Source organism: Bradyrhizobium sp. Ken64 (assembly GCF_055807555.1).
Genome location: NZ_JBVVPA010000003.1, coordinates 336,390 through 351,396 on the forward strand (window position 1 = coordinate 336,390; position 15,007 = coordinate 351,396).

Annotated in this window: 17 protein-coding genes and 1 tRNA gene; 3 read left to right on the forward strand and 15 right to left on the reverse strand. The window is 62.1% G+C overall.

Going from position 1 to position 15,007, the window contains the following annotated elements:
* Positions 1–89 precede the first annotated feature (89 nt).
* The gene (locus AC0L2F_RS07440) at positions 90–998 is read right to left on the reverse strand and encodes a dihydrodipicolinate synthase family protein (RefSeq protein WP_473247984.1); all 909 of its coding nucleotides are present in this window, start codon (positions 996–998) and stop codon (positions 90–92) included.
* Positions 999–1,328: 330 nt separating this feature from the next.
* Between AC0L2F_RS07440 and AC0L2F_RS07445 the strand changes: the two genes are divergently transcribed.
* Positions 1,329–1,568 (forward strand): hypothetical protein, encoded by a 240-nt coding sequence (locus AC0L2F_RS07445; RefSeq protein ID WP_007611067.1) that lies wholly within the window; start codon positions 1,329–1,331, stop codon positions 1,566–1,568.
* 148 nt (positions 1,569–1,716) lie between these two features.
* Here AC0L2F_RS07445 and AC0L2F_RS07450 read toward each other — a convergent pair whose 3' ends face one another.
* From AC0L2F_RS07450 to AC0L2F_RS07495, 10 genes are all read right to left on the reverse strand, one after another.
* Positions 1,717–1,941 (reverse strand): hypothetical protein, encoded by a 225-nt coding sequence (locus AC0L2F_RS07450; protein WP_473247985.1) that lies wholly within the window; start codon positions 1,939–1,941, stop codon positions 1,717–1,719.
* 202 nt (positions 1,942–2,143) lie between these two features.
* On the reverse strand, positions 2,144–3,190 hold the full coding sequence (gene darG / locus AC0L2F_RS07455) for a type II toxin-antitoxin system antitoxin DNA ADP-ribosyl glycohydrolase DarG (protein WP_473247986.1): 1,047 nt from the start codon (positions 3,188–3,190) through the stop codon (positions 2,144–2,146).
* Positions 3,191–3,201: 11 nt separating this feature from the next.
* On the reverse strand, positions 3,202–3,858 hold the full coding sequence (gene darT, locus AC0L2F_RS07460; protein WP_473247987.1) for a type II toxin-antitoxin system toxin DNA ADP-ribosyl transferase DarT: 657 nt from the start codon (positions 3,856–3,858) through the stop codon (positions 3,202–3,204).
* Between the two features lie 101 nt (positions 3,859–3,959).
* A tRNA-Pro gene (locus AC0L2F_RS07465) sits at positions 3,960–4,037 on the reverse strand.
* A gap of 110 nt (positions 4,038–4,147) precedes the next feature.
* The gene (locus AC0L2F_RS07470; RefSeq protein WP_063996100.1) at positions 4,148–4,723 is read right to left on the reverse strand and encodes a MerR family transcriptional regulator; all 576 of its coding nucleotides are present in this window, start codon (positions 4,721–4,723) and stop codon (positions 4,148–4,150) included.
* Between the two features lie 27 nt (positions 4,724–4,750).
* Positions 4,751–5,092 carry an integration host factor subunit alpha gene (locus AC0L2F_RS07475; RefSeq protein WP_179950105.1) on the reverse strand — a complete coding sequence of 114 codons (342 nt, stop codon included), beginning with the start codon at positions 5,090–5,092 and terminating at the stop codon, positions 4,751–4,753.
* Between the two features lie 133 nt (positions 5,093–5,225).
* Positions 5,226–6,206: a beta-ketoacyl-ACP synthase III gene (locus AC0L2F_RS07480; protein WP_473247988.1), complete on the reverse strand. Its 981-nt coding sequence runs from the start codon at positions 6,204–6,206 to the stop codon at positions 5,226–5,228.
* Entirely contained in the window at positions 6,203–7,264 is a 1,062-nt protein-coding gene (gene plsX / locus AC0L2F_RS07485) for a phosphate acyltransferase PlsX (RefSeq protein WP_473247989.1), read from the reverse strand. Before plsX ends, AC0L2F_RS07480 begins: the two co-directional genes overlap by 4 nt.
* A 298-nt stretch (positions 7,265–7,562) precedes the next feature.
* Positions 7,563–8,126: a YceD family protein gene (locus tag AC0L2F_RS07490; RefSeq protein ID WP_007611079.1), complete on the reverse strand. Its 564-nt coding sequence runs from the start codon at positions 8,124–8,126 to the stop codon at positions 7,563–7,565.
* On the reverse strand, positions 8,123–8,674 hold the full coding sequence (locus tag AC0L2F_RS07495; protein WP_007611080.1) for a ubiquinol-cytochrome C chaperone family protein: 552 nt from the start codon (positions 8,672–8,674) through the stop codon (positions 8,123–8,125). The genes AC0L2F_RS07490 and AC0L2F_RS07495 overlap by 4 nt, the downstream gene beginning before the upstream one ends.
* A 98-nt stretch (positions 8,675–8,772) precedes the next feature.
* Between AC0L2F_RS07495 and AC0L2F_RS07500 the strand changes: the two genes are divergently transcribed.
* Positions 8,773–9,258, forward strand: a complete 486-nt coding sequence (locus AC0L2F_RS07500) for an outer membrane protein assembly factor BamE (RefSeq protein ID WP_007611081.1) — start codon at positions 8,773–8,775, stop codon at positions 9,256–9,258.
* An 86-nt stretch (positions 9,259–9,344) separates the two neighbouring features.
* On the forward strand, positions 9,345–10,346 hold the full coding sequence (locus AC0L2F_RS07505) for a Bug family tripartite tricarboxylate transporter substrate binding protein (RefSeq protein WP_007611084.1): 1,002 nt from the start codon (positions 9,345–9,347) through the stop codon (positions 10,344–10,346).
* Positions 10,347–10,425: 79 nt separating this feature from the next.
* Here AC0L2F_RS07505 and AC0L2F_RS07510 read toward each other — a convergent pair whose 3' ends face one another.
* Genes AC0L2F_RS07510 through AC0L2F_RS07525 form a run of 4 tightly spaced genes read right to left on the reverse strand, consistent with a single transcriptional unit; the run spans position 10,426 to position 14,961 of the window.
* Positions 10,426–10,698, reverse strand: a complete 273-nt coding sequence (locus AC0L2F_RS07510) for an acyl carrier protein (protein WP_007603436.1) — start codon at positions 10,696–10,698, stop codon at positions 10,426–10,428.
* The gene (locus AC0L2F_RS07515) at positions 10,695–12,170 is read right to left on the reverse strand and encodes a hypothetical protein (protein ID WP_473247990.1); all 1,476 of its coding nucleotides are present in this window, start codon (positions 12,168–12,170) and stop codon (positions 10,695–10,697) included. The genes AC0L2F_RS07510 and AC0L2F_RS07515 overlap by 4 nt, the downstream gene beginning before the upstream one ends.
* Positions 12,171–12,205: 35 nt before the next feature.
* The gene (locus AC0L2F_RS07520) at positions 12,206–13,756 is read right to left on the reverse strand and encodes an amino acid adenylation domain-containing protein (protein WP_473247991.1); all 1,551 of its coding nucleotides are present in this window, start codon (positions 13,754–13,756) and stop codon (positions 12,206–12,208) included.
* Entirely contained in the window at positions 13,753–14,961 is a 1,209-nt protein-coding gene (locus AC0L2F_RS07525) for a class I SAM-dependent methyltransferase (RefSeq protein WP_473247992.1), read from the reverse strand. The genes AC0L2F_RS07520 and AC0L2F_RS07525 overlap by 4 nt, the downstream gene beginning before the upstream one ends.
* Positions 14,962–15,007: the final 46 nt, after the last annotated feature.

Consider the following 15,007-nt stretch of genomic DNA (forward strand, 5'->3'; position numbering starts at 1 on the left):
TCTGAGCGCGCGCAAAATGTAGCAGCGCCGCATCCGCAGGTAAAAGCGGATCGGCGCTGCCATGCTCATCAGGAATTTCGGGGCGTGGACTATTCGGCCGCCTCGACGCGCCGCCCGTTCAACGCGCCGAGCCCATCCAACGCCTTGCGGATCGCCGCCTGCTGCACGGGCGATGCCTCCGGCATCGGTGCGCGCGGATAAGTCCTGGGCAGGCCCTGCAGCGTCTGCGCATAGCGCGTGCAGGCCGGCAGATTGTCGGCGATGACGGCGTTCCACAGCGTCAGCAGCTTCTTGTGCAGGTCGAGCGCGCGCGGATGGTCACCCGCCTTCACCGCATTCCACAGCGCGACCGAGGCGTGCGGCGCCGCGGTCAGGATCGCGGCGATCGAGCCATGGGCCCCCAATGTGTAGGACGGATACATCAGGGCATCGACCGCGCTGTAGATCAGCTTGTCAGGCGCCATCATCATGAGGTCCGCGAACAGCTTCAGGTCCCCTGCGCTCTGCTTGACGCCGACCACCAGCGGCACCTCGGTCATGATCCGCGTCAGCAGCGCCGGCGACAGATACGACCACGGCACCACGTTGTAGATGATGATGGGCATGCCGGTCTCATCAGCCATGGCGCGGAAATGCGCGACCATCGCCTCGTCGTCCGGCTTGAACAGATAATGCACCGGCGTGACCTGGAGCGCGGCGACATTCATGTCGCGCACGAGCTTGCCGCGGCGGATCGCATCGCGCGTGGAATCGACGATGATGCCGGCGATCACGGGAATGCGCCCCTTCACCGCCGCGACCGTCGCTTCCATCAGGTCGCGATATTCCTCGTGATCCAGCGTGTGCCCCTCGCCGGTCGAGCCGCCGGCCGCGACGCCATGCGCGCCGGCGCCTATCATCCAGTCGACCTGGGGCGCCACAAGCGTGTAGTCGATCTCGCCATCCTTGCGGAACGGCGTCGTCATCGGCGGAATCACGCCGGTCGGTCGTGCCTTCATGGTCTGCCCTCGCGTTTCCATATCCCTTGTGGCGGCCCCACTCTTTTGGCGGGTGGCCACGTCCTTCCGAGCCTACCGGCTGCGCGCGGCCTGTGAAGCGCCCCCGGCGCGGCGCTGCCCCCGGAATTCGACATCCCTGCGACTCACCCCAGCCGGTTCCCCGTATTTGCCCGGCTTCGGTTTAGGGGCAATTTTTTCACAATCCGAATTGTCAAATGGAGTCCGGACGCTGGGTCGAGTCGGCCAGGCCAGCGTGTTGTTTGCGTCACAGGCTCTGGCACTCCGCTTGCATCCTCTTCGTGGTCAGAAACTACCGATGAGGTGACTGGAATGTTCGTGACCGTCGTTGCCGTGCTCTGCCGGCTGAGTGCAGCCAGCTCAGGCAGTTGCATCGAGGAAATCGTGACCGACAGCAACATGACGCCCGAGATGTCGATGATGCAGTGTGCGATCGGCGCACAGGCACCCCTGGCGAAATGGATGGGCGAGCATCCGATCTACCACGCCAACTGGCGGCTCGATCGCTACAAATGCGTTCCGGGTCACTACGAGATCAAGGGCCACGCCTAAGGCCCCGCAAGACTACGGATACCAAGACGACGAACCAAGACTAAAACGAGGAAACGCCCCGGAGGCCGCATGGTCTTTCCGCGCGGGCATCGACAGCGCCAGACCCCATTGCGGCGGCGCTCTTTGTGACAACGATCACATCTTCCTCTTAAGCCACCGCTCGCAGAATGATCGCACGCGCGTCCCCCTTCGGCTTCGGCATCAGTGCGGCCACCTTCATCTGCGTCAGCGCAATCGAAGCCGTCGCGCACAACACGGTGCTGAACCAAGCCGAGACGCTGTCGGAGAAGATCGTGAGGACGCTGGTGGACGAGACGACAAGGATGGTGGTGGGGTATTTGAGGTCGTATGCACCAAAGAAAAGATCAGTCATATAACGCTAATCGGAAGATGAATCCCGGCAGAGAAAGACACCCGCGGAGATGAGCACTTTCAGCAGATCGCTTCTTGGCTAAACACTCTCCCCGCCGCGCGAAGCACTGACTGACCGGTGGGATGGCTATGCGATGCCCTAGGTGATCGCGGTCTCACGGAGTGGCAAGAAAGAATAGAGATGCCCTGAGCATATCGCGCTATTATCGTATCGGCTTCGGCAACCAACCGTTTTTGCTGAGGGCATTCAAAGCCAACTCAATTTGCCGCGGAGAGAAACGGCGTTTTCTTTCATTCCAAGAGTACACCTTTTCGATGACCTCAGAAGCCGTCGAGGCAGCCTCCTGTTTCACAACCCAATAAATCGTGGCAAGTAGCTCCAAACCAAATGGACTTTCAAACCCGTCGACCAGCGCAGCAACACGATCAAACCGTTGTCGCGTTGTCCTGTCGTCAGCGAGGAATGCGGTCGCATCTTCAATGGCGCCGGGAACAAGCTCCAGTTGCTTATCAGGAGCATCACCACCGTCCGCATAGCCAACCAGCAAATGGCCTTCAACTGCGTTCAGAACATGCCTTAGATTTTCTGCGTAAGGACCGCGCGCGGCCTTAGTATAGCGCAGACGCAGAGGCTGTCCGGCCTCCTGCATAAAAAACATCAGCTTGTGCAGCTCTAATAATGTCACGAAGGGATCCAAAAGTCCCGCAAGATACCTATGCATCAGTACAACAAGGGCCGCTCGCCCGGCCGTCATGTTGGGCACGTCCTTCGACGAGACGATTCTTTGACCCTCGGGAGCACCACTCGGTTCGAAAACGATAACCTCAGTGTTTGGAATTGCTTGTAACGCTTTTTCGATCTTGGGACGGACATCTGCCCAATCTAGACCGCCAAGTCCGCTACCAAGCGGAGGCACAGCAATCGAATGAATATTTCGTTCGCGAATTTCTGTCGTCAACGCCTCCAATCCACTTTCGATATCTTCGATCCTGCTCCTGCTCCGCCAGTGCCGTTTCGTTGGAAAGTTGATGATGTACTTTGGCGAAAATTTTCCCGTCTCAGTGACGAACATCCGCCCTGGCTGGACTTCTCCACGGTTACACGCGGCCTCATAGAGCTGGAAATTCTTCGGATATGCCTTTTTAAACTGTAGAGCGATGCCTCGCCCCATGACCCCAACGCAATTGACAGTATTCACCAGCGCCTCGGCAGGGGCCGTTAGGATGTCGCCTGTCGTGAACCTTAACATTTCGGTGTCTCTTAGTAGTACCAGTCTGGCAGAATCACCACGGGTGGTCGGTGAGATGCGTTACGCATACTATTTGAGACGCGTTGCGCGATCGGTTGAGACAAAACGCCGATCCTCTCGATTAGGGACCATGGGAAGTATGTTTCAAGCAAGAACTCCGCCTGCTTGCCTTCTTTCACGGACGCCGGGACACTGCTTCCGGCCCATTGCCGCGCGGTAACAGCACTCCAGTCGATATCACTGAGCTTACTCAAATCGGCGCGGTCCTCAAAGTAGTGAGACCCGGCATTCGACAGCGCGAATGCCCATCGTGCGCTATTTCCGTTCGCCCAAGAAACGACATTGAGGAGGTCTGCTTCAAGATGAACGATTGGACCCTGCCCGCCCGCGTACGTCAACTCCGGGTGGTTCCCTTTGTGAATTAAGTACAGCATGACTGATCGCGGACAAAAGTAAAAAGGCACGCAAGCGCCCACCATCAATCCGGGACGAGAGGTGAGAGGAAGCGTCAATCTACGCTGCTTGATCCCGTTCATTCCGATATTCGTGCCGGCCAAACCGGATGCTATGACATTCGCGTGGCAAAGAATCTGGCCGCTGCTCAAAATACTGGGCAGTCGATCCTCATGCAGAATGTGATAGATTTTTGGTTGAGGGGGCACGGTCATATCTGATGGACGTCCAGTGCCTACCTGGTGCCTACATGATCCTTCGACCCGTCAGACGCCAAGCGGGGCTACATATGAGGCACCGATACTATTGAGAAAAATGGTCGGAGCGAGAGGATTTGAACCTCCGACCCCTAGTCTCCCAGACTAGTGCGCTAACCGGGCTGCGCCACGCTCCGAACGTCGTTCCATTAGCTAGGATCGCCGGTTTGCGCAAGGCGAGGTCACACCATTTTGGTGTCACCGTTGAAAGGCACCGGAACTGCCCCAAAGCCGAGGAGATGCGGTGTCAGGCGTCCTTCAGCGCCTGATCCAGCATCTCGCGGCAGGCGATCAGTTCGGCGAGCACCCGTCCGAGGCGCTCCCGGTCGATGGCGCTGGGGCCGGCGGGCGCGGGGGTGCCGCCCTTGCGGAAGGTGGTGAGGATTTCCTCGTCGTCGGTCTCGGAGAAGCGGAAGTCGATGCCCTCCTCCTCCTCGCCCTGGTAGTCGTCATCGTCGCTGTCGCGGGCGCCGCGGACGCCGGTCTCCTCCTCGGGCTCCATCAGGCTCGCACCGACGGCGTCCTCGATGGCGCCGAACGAGACCGCGGCCGCGCTGTCGGCGAGGCCCTGCACTGATTTGACGCCGTGTTCTTTCAGGATCCGCTGCACCCCGCGGATGGTGTAGCCCTCCCCATAGAGCAGACGGCGGATGCCCTTGAGCAGGTCGACGTCGTCCGGGCGGTAATAGCGGCGGCCGCCGCTGCGCTTCATCGGCTTGATCTGGGAGAATCGCGTCTCCCAGAACCGCAGCACGTGCTGCGGAATGTCGAGTTCCTGCGCTACTTCGCTGATGGTTCGGAACGCATCCGGCGCCTTGTCCAAATGCCAAATCCTTATCCGGAGGGCGGATTACGCCTCGGGTTGCGCCTTGCTGGCGTCGCCATTGGTGCGGTGCTGGCCGTTGATCCGCTGCTTCAGGATCGCGGACGGCTTGAACACCATGACCCGGCGCGGCGAGATCGGCACCTCGGTGCCGGTCTTGGGATTGCGACCGATGCGCTGACCCTTCTTGCGGACCATGAAGGAGCCGAACGAGGACAGTTTCACCGTCTCGCCTTTCTCAAGGCAATCGGTGATCTCCTTCAGCACGAGTTCCACGAAGGCGGACGATTCCGTGCGCGATAGCCCCACCTTCTGGTAGACGGCCTCGCACAGATCGACACGCGTTACGGTTTTACTTTGATCGGTCATCGCCCTGCCCCACATCACGGCGAACAATTGTTGTCTGAAATTATGAGCTTACGATACGGCGGTCAACAGCGCTCATCAATGCAGGCGCATCGATAATCCGATCTGATTCGGGCAAAATTTTATCGACTGTGGCTTACCAGCGCACCAGCGCGGAGCCCCAGGTGAAGCCGCCGCCCATGGCTTCGAGCAGAACCAGGTCACCACGCTTGATGCGGCCGTCCTTGCGCGCCACCGACAGCGCCAGCGGGATCGAGGCCGCCGAGGTGTTGCCGTGACGGTCCACCGTCAGCACCACCTTCTCCGGCGCGATATGGAGCTTGTGCGCGGACGCGTCGATGATTCGCTTGTTGGCCTGGTGCGGCACGAACCAGTCGATGCTGTCGGCATTGAGCCCGGTCGCCTTGAAGGCGTCGACGATCACGTCGGTGATCATGCCGACCGCGTGCTTGAAGACCTCGCGGCCCTCCATGCGCAGATGGCCGACGGTCTGGGTCGAGGACGGGCCGCCGTCGACGAACAGCTTCGCCTTGTGGCGGCCGTCCGAGCGCAGATGCGTGGTCACGATCCCGCGGTCGGTTGCGGCATTGCCCGGCTGCTCCTGCGCCTCCAGCACCACGGCGCCGGCGCCGTCGCCGAACAGCACGCAGGTGCCGCGATCGGTCCAGTCGAGGATGCGCGAGAAGGTTTCCGCGCCGATCACCAGCGCGCGCTTGAAGGCGCCCGTGCGCAGGAAATTATCGGCGGTGGCGAGCCCGAACACGAACCCCGAGCACACCGCCTGAAGGTCGAAGGCGGCGCCATGGTTGATGCCGAGCCCGTGCTGCACGGCGACCGCGCTCGCGGGGAAGGTGTTGTCCGGGGTCGAGGTCGCGAGCACGATCAGGTCGATCGACTGCGCGTCCACGCCGGCATCGGCGAGCGCAGCCTGCGCCGCCTTGAGCGCCAGATGCGATGTGAACTCGCCCTCGGCCGCGATGTGCCGCTCGCGAATGCCGGTGCGCTGCACGATCCACTCATCGGACGTGTCAATGCGCGCCGCCAGTTGGGCGTTGGTCACCACCTGCTCCGGCAAATAAGAGCCGCAGCCCAGCACGACCGAACGAATTTGAGTCACGAAACAGCCTCCTGCGCGGCCTGCACGGAACTGAGTGCACCACCTTCGCGATTGAGCATCTGATTGATCTTGTTGAGGAGATCGAATTTGACCATCTCATAGCCAACATCGATCGCATAGGCAAAGCCTTCGGCAGCGATTCCGCCATGGCTCTTGACCACGATTCCGTTCAACCCCAGCAACACGCCGCCGTTGGATTTGTTCGGATCCATCTTGTTGCGCAGGGCCTGGAAGGCGTTGCGCGCAAAGAGATAGCCGAGCTTTGAGAGCCAGCTCCGCTTCATCTCGTCCCGGAGCAATTCCGCCATCTGCCGTGCGGTTCCCTCCGCGGCCTTCAGCGCGATGTTGCCGCTGTAGCCCTCGGTGACGATGACGTCCGCCACCCCCTTGCCGATGCCGTCGCCCTCCACGAACCCGAGATAGTCGAGCTCGGGCAGGTTCCTGGCGCGCAGGATTTCGCCGGCCTCGCGAATCTCCTCGTGCCCCTTGATCTCCTCGACCCCGATATTGAGCAGGCCGACCGTGGGACGCTTCTTGTTGAACAGCACGCTGGCCATCGCTGCGCCCATGATGGCGAGCGACACCAGATGATGCGTATCGCCGCCGATGCTGGCGCCGAGGTCGAGGACGACGGAATCGCCGCGCCTGGTCGGCCACATGCCGGCAATGGCCGGACGGTCGACGCCCGGCAGCGTGCGCAGGTGGAAGCGCGACATCGCCATCAGCGCGCCGGTATTCCCGGCGGAGACCGCAACATCCGCCTCGCCCTTTTTCACCGCATCGATGGCAAGCCACATGGAGGAGGTCCTGCGGCCGCGCCGCAGCGCCTGGCTCGGCTTGTCCTCCCCGCTGACCGCGACATCGGTATGGACGATCTTCGAGGCCGCCTTCAGCGCGGGGTGGCGGTCGAGCTCGGGCTCGATCTTGGCGCGGTCCCCGATCAGCAGGAATTCGATCTCGCGATGCCTAGCGAGCGAGATGGCGGCGCCTGGAATGACCACGGCGGCGCCGGCGTCGCCCCCCATGGCGTCAAGCGCGATGCGAACCTTGCTTGGCATAAAAGTCCTGGAAACCTGGTCTGGTGCGGTCTTGAACGAGCGGGGCCGCAAATGGGTTCGCCACGAACATGGCGGTCGGTCAAGCGCCACGCCGCACCCGGACCGGGGCGCGACAATAGCGTTTTGTTATCCCGAAACAACCTCTTGCCCCCAGCCTTTTGCATTCGGGAGCATCGGGCCGCGGACGGACTAATTCACGAGAAACACATCAAAATCAAACAGATAATTCGAACTTTCAAACCACCACCGCAAACACCTCGCGCCCCGTAGCAAAGCGGTCCTCCGGGTAGGACGGCAGCTATTGGTCTTTCTTCTTGTCCTGGAGTGCCTTCAGGACCGCAAAGGGATGGTCCTCCGGATCGGGGGCGGTGACCTCGGGCTCAAACACGACCCCCGGCTTCCGCGGATAGGGGTCGACCGCCAGGAACAGGGCGTCGGTGGCGAGCCGGCCGAGGTCGATAATGCCATTGACGATCGCCTCCGGCGGGTCGGCGACCTGCTCCTGATCGTCGTGCCCCTCCTCCATCAGCTCGGCCAGGCGGCGGACCTCGGCCTCGGGGGCAAATATCAGGTCCACCTCCTCGTCGATGTCGCTCTCCATCGGGTCAAGCGTGACCACACAGGTCTGGCCGATCCGGGCGCGGACGTGCCCCGTGACCTGGATCCGGTTGCCGCTTTTCGGCACGACATCGAAATCGGCCTGGACCGAGACAACCTCGCGCAAGCCTGCCGTCTCAGCCATGGCCTGCCGCTCGGCGGCCGAGGCCTCGAGCTTGCGATGCAGGCCGGTATCCGGGATCTGTGCAACGATGACGGGCACCCGCCAGGGATCGGGCCCGGATGCTGGTATCGGTCGGGTCATGGCGTGACATCCTCAGGAAGCGCTGGAGGAAACTTGAAGGACGCGGCCAACAATGCGGCCTCGCCGGTCCGGGCGAGGTCGGCCTCGGCGGCCCTGGCATAGGCCGCGAGCCGCTGCGCCTGGTCCATGCCGGCCCCGTTCAAGATATTCTTGCAGATCGCCGATGCCAGCGCCTCGCCGCTGCCGTCCATACCCTGATCGTAGGCTTGGACCCGCCCGTAAAAGGCCTCGCCGAAGGCCCGCATCCGCTTCGGCACGGTCTGGTCCCCTATCCCCATCTCGCGCAGATTGTCGTCCATGTCCTCGCAGAAGCGGTCGAACAGCGCCTGCGACAGCTCGGTGGCGCTCTGGACCGTGCGCAGGCGGCGCAGCAGCAGCCAGAGGTGAAGCAGCAACAGATCGAAACGCCCGTTAACGGTATCCGGCACGCCCAAGTCGCGGTAAAATATGGGTTCTCGCGCCTGCGTCACGATCATGCCATAGATGGCTTCAATGGTGCCCGGCGAGGCTAGGCGGGGTTTCCTGAAGTGATTGAACGGCCAAAGCATTGTGGTTTCCGCAAGCGGGCGCGCGCGTGTTGCATTCAGAGCCTCCGCCCGGTACTTCAGCGCCTCGCGCGACGCAAGGGGACGGAATCAGTTCCGCTATGACGATAACGAACCAGACCAGCCTGCGTGCAGACAAGCGGCGCGGCCTTCATGCACGTTGGCGCGGTTTGCGCCTGTTCGCGGCCGCGGCCCTGGTTGGCGCTGCGCTTGCGGGCTGTACCGGCGAGCAGTTCCAGAAGGGTTATATCCTGCCGCCCGGCGCGCTGGAGCAGATTCCGATCGGCGCGAGCCAGGACCAGGTGCTGATCGTGATGGGCACCCCCTCCACCGTGGCAACCCTGGACGGCGAAGTGTTCTATTACATCTCGCAGCGCTCGGAGCGCATGGTCGCCTTCATGAACCAGAAGGTGGTCGATCAGCGCGTCATCGCGGTCTATTTCGACAAGAACCGGCGCGTGCGCCGCCTTGCGAATTACGGCCTGCAGGACGGCAAGATCTTCGACTTCATCAGCCGGACCACGCCGACGTCGGGCCAGGAGATGAGCTACCTCGCGCCGATCTTCAAGCTGCTCAGCTTTAACTGAGCCTTCAGCCTGCGGCTTCGTGCGGCTTGCCGTTGCGCGTCCTGTTCCATACGCTCTCTGCAAAACAAGATGCAGGGAGTGGATTCGTGCCCAATAAATTGCTGTCCCGCCGTCGCGTGCTCACCGGTGCTGCCGCTATCTCAGCCGCAGCGATCCTGCCGCGATCGAGTCTGGCGGACTGGAAGCCCACCGAAAACGTCCGCCTCGTCGTGCCGGCGGCCGCCGGCGGTTCGACCGATGTAATGGGTCGGCTTCTGGCCGCGCATCTGCAGACCGCCTGGGGCCAATCGGCCGTGGTGGAAAACCGCTCCGGCGGCGGCGGCACGATCGGCACGGCCGAGGTGGTCCGCGCCAAGCCGGACGGCCACACCATCCTGATCGGCAATCCCGGTCCGAACGCGATCGCCTACAGCATTTTCAAGAACCTCACCTACAAGCCGGACCAGCTCCAACCGGTCTCCAACATGATCCGGATCCCGAACATCGTCTCGGCGCATCCCAAGACCGGCATCAAGTCGATCGCCGAGCTGGTCGCCTATCTCAAGGCCAATCCGGACAAGCTCAGCTACGCCTCCTCCGGCGTCGGCCAGAGCCCTCACCTCACCGGCGCCTGGTTCCTGCAGCTCACCGGCCTGAAGATGACGCACATCCCGTTCCGCGGCGCCGGTCCCGCGCTCCAGGCGGCGCTCGCCGGCGACATCCAGATCCTGTTCGACAATCTCTATCCGAGCCTTCCCCAGGTGCAGAACGGCACCCTCACCGGCCTCTGCGTCACCACGACGGAGCGCAGCGACCTGGCGCCGAACCTGCCGACCATGCGTGAGAGCGCGCCGGAGCTTGCGGCTTTCGACGTGTCATCCTGGTTTTCCGTGTTCCTGCCGAAAGGCGTCTCACCCGAGGTGCTCAACGCGCTCAATCTCCAGGTCAAGGCGATGCTCGAGCGCGACGACATCAAGAAGAACATCACCGCCATGGGCGCCCGCGCCGACTACGGCACGCCCGACCAGTTTGCCGCCTTCGTGGACGCCGAGACGAAGAAGTTCGCCGGCATCATCCAGAAGGAAGGGCTGCAGATGGACGTGCAGTAGCCTTCGCATCCGCGGAGGCGGCCCAACATGCATCGCCGCGACGCGCTTTCGGGTTGAGCGCGTGGCGACACATCGGTTGCTATGCAAGCTCGGCCGACGGCTGTCCTACCAAAGCAGCAATCGCCGAAATCGAGTCCAGGCGCGTCAAATCGAAGCCGATGTCGGAGAAATTGATCCCGTGGTCGGTCTCAATGCTCATGATCAGCTCGACCGCGTCGAGCGAATCGAGGCGGCCGCTGGTGAACAACAGATCATCGTCACCAAGCGGCGCGCTGTCGCCCTTCATCAGCAGCCGCTGCACGATGTAGCGTCGCATCTGCGATCTGACTTCAGGGCCGGCTTTCGTGGTCATGTCGAGACTCCCAGGAGATAGAACAGGAATTCGGCGCGTTGCCCGAGCGAATGCTCGCGGTCGAGCGGCGCATCGAAGACGTGAATGAGACAAAAGAAGCTCGACACCCACACGCAAGGCAGCAAGCGGCCACGCAGCCATCCTTGCGGCGCCCGTGGGGCGCGGCGCATCTGCGAGAGCCCGACGCTGATGGCAAGGACAAACGTGTAGAACGCGTGCGATTGCTGACCGACCACGGCCCGCCAAAGGCCCATTTCGCCGACGAAATGAATATCGCGGATGAAGTGAAACAGCAGGTTGCCGACACAAGCCGCGGCAAAGGTGGCGAAGAACATGCGAAGGCGGCGATGGCTGCGGAGGCAGCGAACAAAGGTCGGGTAGAAGAAATGATCGACGAGCAGTTCCTTGTAATAGAAGTAGTAGCGGTTCCAGAATTCCGCGAGCGTCGTTGACTCCAGAGGCCGGTAGGTGTTGCGCAGCAGGCGAAAGCCGGCAAGCCGCGCCGTGGCAATGATGACGCCGCCGAACACCGTCATGCTCAGCAGGTCCTCGGCGAAGAAGCTGACGAGGCTCGCCCATCCGACGAAACGCGACCAGGGATGGCCCGCGAGATATTGCAGCAGGTTGTCGTCGAACATTGGAAGCTGCAAACGCGCGTGGACCAGCTCGACGAGACAGATCCTGACGATGGCGAGCACAAGGATCCAGACCGCAAGCTTGACGCCCTTGAGCTGCGTTTCAGCAAGCTCCTCGGGTGTCTTGGCCTCGAAGCGGTCGAGATAAGACAGCCCCTTCCCGAACGGCGTCAGCGACGATCCCCAGAATGGGTGGAAAACGCTCAGATGCCGCCACACCGGAGATCGCTTCCTGCCCGCATCGGCCAGACCATAGGCAAGGAACCACAAATAGGGTTGGACCGTCATCAGGAACGACCACAGTAAGACGCGCGGCAGGCCGGCCATCACCGTGGCCTGCGTCAGCGCGACGAGTGCCAGGAACGCCAGCAACAGGCTGAGCGTCGGGCGCCGGAAAACGATCGTCCCTGCTCCTTGCATGATCAGCAGGCCCGCGAACAGCGCAACCACGACGACCAGCATTGCCGCTTCCAGCAGCGGCTGATGGATCCGGTCGCCGACGCCTTCGTCGACCGCCAGCCGTTCGAGAAAACCGCGGTCGATCAGGAACCCGCTGCGATAGAGCAGCAGCAAGGTTGCGAGCAGGATCAGGACGCGCCGGTACCGGCCGGCATAGGCGCATATCAGCGCGAGTCCCGCCGCTGTAAAATCGATACCTATCTGCCGAAACAGAACTGCGAGCAATCCGACCGCGCAGCAGAGCAGCACGCGGCCACCGATGTCCTGGACCCCCGCCACGAGCCTCGGGTCCTGATCGATCCTGGGGATCAACCGCCACGACGGCTTCTCAAGAGGACCCGATGGCGCGTAGCCGTAGGACTGGCTTTCAACACTCATCGGACAACGCGCGCGATCACGACGAGCTGTTGCATCTACGAGGCCCTTGCAACAGCTTCGCCAAGCAGCGACGCCACCGAGCGGCGGTCCGCCTTGCCATTGGGATTGATGGGAATGTCTTCCATCCAGATGAACCGGCCCGGCACCATGTAGGCGGGAAGGTGCGCCGCGCAGTGCAGGCGCAGATCGGTCTCTGCCATTCTCGCACCCGAATACGCGGCCAGCAGCCGACTGGCACCACTGGCGTCGTGCTGCACCACGGCAAGCGCACGGGTTATTCCCCTGCACGCCATCAGTGCGTGGTCGATCTCCTCCAGCTCGACCCGATACCCCCGAAGCTTGACCTGATTATCCGCGCGACCGCGAAAACGCAGGACGCCAGTTTCAAGGTCGGCCTCCACGAGGTCGCCGCTCCGATAGAGGATCGACCGATAGCCGTCGATCAGAGGATCCTGACAGAAACGGCGGGCCGTCTCTTGCGGGTTGTTGATGTAGCCGAGCCCTACCCCAGGGCCTCCCAGCCACAACTCGCCGGCGGTGCCCGCGGGCACCGGCTTCATCTCTTCATCCAGGATCCGGTAGCTGAAATTGGGGTTGAGCCGCCCCAGGGGGGCCAATCCGTCCTTGGTCTCAAAAACGGATTCGACGATCTCGAAACCGCTACAAATGCAGCTCGTCTCGGTCGGACCGTAGCAATTGATCAGCTTCGCCTTGCCAGCAAACGCGTCGTGGAAGCGGCGAAGCCGGGCCAGCGGAAACCCCTCACCGCCGAACATGAACCGGCTGATGCTCGGCAGCCAATCCGGGCTCAGAAGATGCATGGAGTCCAGGAACATGAAGAGGGTCGGCACGGCGAAGAAGAATGTGCACTGATGCTTGGTGATCTCCGACACCAGCTCTGCGGGGGGCCGCCCCTTCAGCGCGTCCAGCGCGACAACCGCCGCTCCGTTCAGCAAGCCGGCATAGATGTCAAAGACCGAATTGTCGAAATAGATCGGGTTGACATTCGTCAGCCGGTCACCGGGTCCAATTCCAAGATCGTTCTTCGCCCAGGCGATCAGGTGAAGCACCCCTTGATGGGGGATGACCACCCCCTTCGGTTCGCCAGTCGATCCCGAGGTGAACATGACATAGGCCGGATCGGCCCCGGTGATCAGGGATGTCAGCTGTAAATTGTCATCTTCAAACTGCGACGCGGCATGATGCAAGGCAGCTCGGGCACTCGCATCGCCGATCAATGTCCGCGGTCCAGATCCATCGCGCACGCTGACGATCAGCGCGGGCCGGCATCGCTCCAGCATCAGCCAGGCACGTTCGTCGGGAGCCGCAGGATCGAGGAACGCATAGGGTGCTCCGATCTTGATGCAGGCGATCGCGAGCGCATAGGCCTCGACGATTTTCGGCAATTCGAGGCACACCACGGCGCCCTTGTTGACGCCCCGCGATGCCAACCAGCGCGCCAACCGGTTTGCCAACCGGTTGAGCTCCGAAAAGGCAAACCTGTCGCCTTCGCAGAACAGAGCGACAGCGTCCGGCGAGGACGCAACGGCCTCTTCGAAACGCAGCGCCAGATTATGGGCGGTCATACCGACGCCTCGATCATTTCATTGTCGCCGGGATCGCCCGGCGCGCTCGACGAGGCCTGCACGATCTCGGCAAAATCTCGCTGGTTGAGCGCGATCACGGCCGCGGGCAATTTCGCCTCCGGAACCTGGGCCTGCAACATGTCCCCGAGCTCCATGCCGAGATGCTGAAGGAACGCGGCGGCCATCGGATCGGTCGCCAGCGGCCTGCCCTCACTTGCCCCGTGCTTCATGTCCGGCACGAGGCTGCTGTTCTCGCTGCCAGCTGAAGCAGCTTCGGGATCGACACGCAGCACCACGTCATAGCGATAGCGGGTCAGCTCGTAGCTTGATCCGCGCTTGAGCAGGATTTCCGCACCCGATATCCGCGGGATGGATCCGGAAATGCCGTGAAAATAGCGGGGGTCGATCACCAACTCGCGCTCCTGGGCGATCGACAGGAAGATCTTTCGCGCGAGCCCGGCATCCCTGGCTCCCGAAACTTTCGCGGATTGAACTTCGCGATGGAAGACCGGCAGGAGCTCGAGGTTACGAACGTCGCCGACGAAGATGTGCCCCCCAGGAGCTACCAGGCATGCGGCATGCTCCAAGACTGTGTGCAGGTATTCGATGCCGGGAAAGTATTGCACGACCGAATTGAGCACCACTGCATCGAACGAATTCAGCGGCAAGCCGCTCAAATCGGCGGCTTCCCGCTCTAGAAATTCGACATGCCGAAGCTCGGGCTCCGACTGCGCGAACGCACGCAGCCGCTGAACGGCTACCGGCGAGAGGTCGGTCCCGCAATATACCTCGCAGCCAGGCGCGAGCTTTTCGACAAGCAAGCCGACGCCGCATCCGATCTCCAATACCCGCCTTGCACCAAGAGCACGAATTTGCAGGACCGTATGATCCAGCCAATCGACCATGTCGGGTTCGGGAATGGGCCTGTTGGTGAAGTTGCTGGTCCAACCGACGAATGACGGCACAACACCGTCGGCGTCACGGCGATACGCTTGATCGAAAGCCCGACGCCATTGCGCAACTCTGCGATCCGTCTCGGCCTGGAGACGCTTCGCCTTGCCGGCGCTCAGACGATCGGGGGCAATTGCGACGAAAGCGACCTCGGACTGACCACCGTGGCCAGGCTCGGCGCTGAAGAAAGCATCCGCCACGCCCGGATGCGCCATCAATGCCCGCTCAATCTCGTTCACAGGCCGTGCAGGCAACGGAAACCTCCCTCGTGCGGGCGGCAAGCAGCGAACCCCTGAACAT

Excerpts from the sequence above, each read along its gene's own strand:
- AC0L2F_RS07440 (WP_473247984.1), bottom strand. The coding sequence starts at position 998 with ATGAAGGCACGACCGACCGGCGTGATTCCGCCGATGACGACGCCGTTC.
- AC0L2F_RS07445 (WP_007611067.1), top strand. The coding sequence starts at position 1,329 with ATGTTCGTGACCGTCGTTGCCGTGCTCTGCCGGCTGAGTGCAGCCAGC.
- AC0L2F_RS07450 (WP_473247985.1), bottom strand. The coding sequence starts at position 1,941 with ATGACTGATCTTTTCTTTGGTGCATACGACCTCAAATACCCCACCACC.
- darG (WP_473247986.1), bottom strand. The coding sequence starts at position 3,190 with ATGTTAAGGTTCACGACAGGCGACATCCTAACGGCCCCTGCCGAGGCG.
- darT (WP_473247987.1), bottom strand. The coding sequence starts at position 3,858 with ATGACCGTGCCCCCTCAACCAAAAATCTATCACATTCTGCATGAGGAT.
- AC0L2F_RS07475 (WP_179950105.1), bottom strand. The coding sequence starts at position 5,092 with ATGACCGATCAAAGTAAAACCGTAACGCGTGTCGATCTGTGCGAGGCC.
- plsX (WP_473247989.1), bottom strand. The coding sequence starts at position 7,264 with ATGCCAAGCAAGGTTCGCATCGCGCTTGACGCCATGGGGGGCGACGCC.
- AC0L2F_RS07490 (WP_007611079.1), bottom strand. The coding sequence starts at position 8,126 with ATGACCCGACCGATACCAGCATCCGGGCCCGATCCCTGGCGGGTGCCC.
- AC0L2F_RS07495 (WP_007611080.1), bottom strand. The coding sequence starts at position 8,674 with ATGCTTTGGCCGTTCAATCACTTCAGGAAACCCCGCCTAGCCTCGCCG.
- AC0L2F_RS07500 (WP_007611081.1), top strand. The coding sequence starts at position 8,773 with ATGACGATAACGAACCAGACCAGCCTGCGTGCAGACAAGCGGCGCGGC.
- AC0L2F_RS07510 (WP_007603436.1), bottom strand. The coding sequence starts at position 10,698 with ATGACCACGAAAGCCGGCCCTGAAGTCAGATCGCAGATGCGACGCTAC.
- AC0L2F_RS07515 (WP_473247990.1), bottom strand. The coding sequence starts at position 12,170 with ATGAGTGTTGAAAGCCAGTCCTACGGCTACGCGCCATCGGGTCCTCTT.
- AC0L2F_RS07520 (WP_473247991.1), bottom strand. The coding sequence starts at position 13,756 with ATGACCGCCCATAATCTGGCGCTGCGTTTCGAAGAGGCCGTTGCGTCC.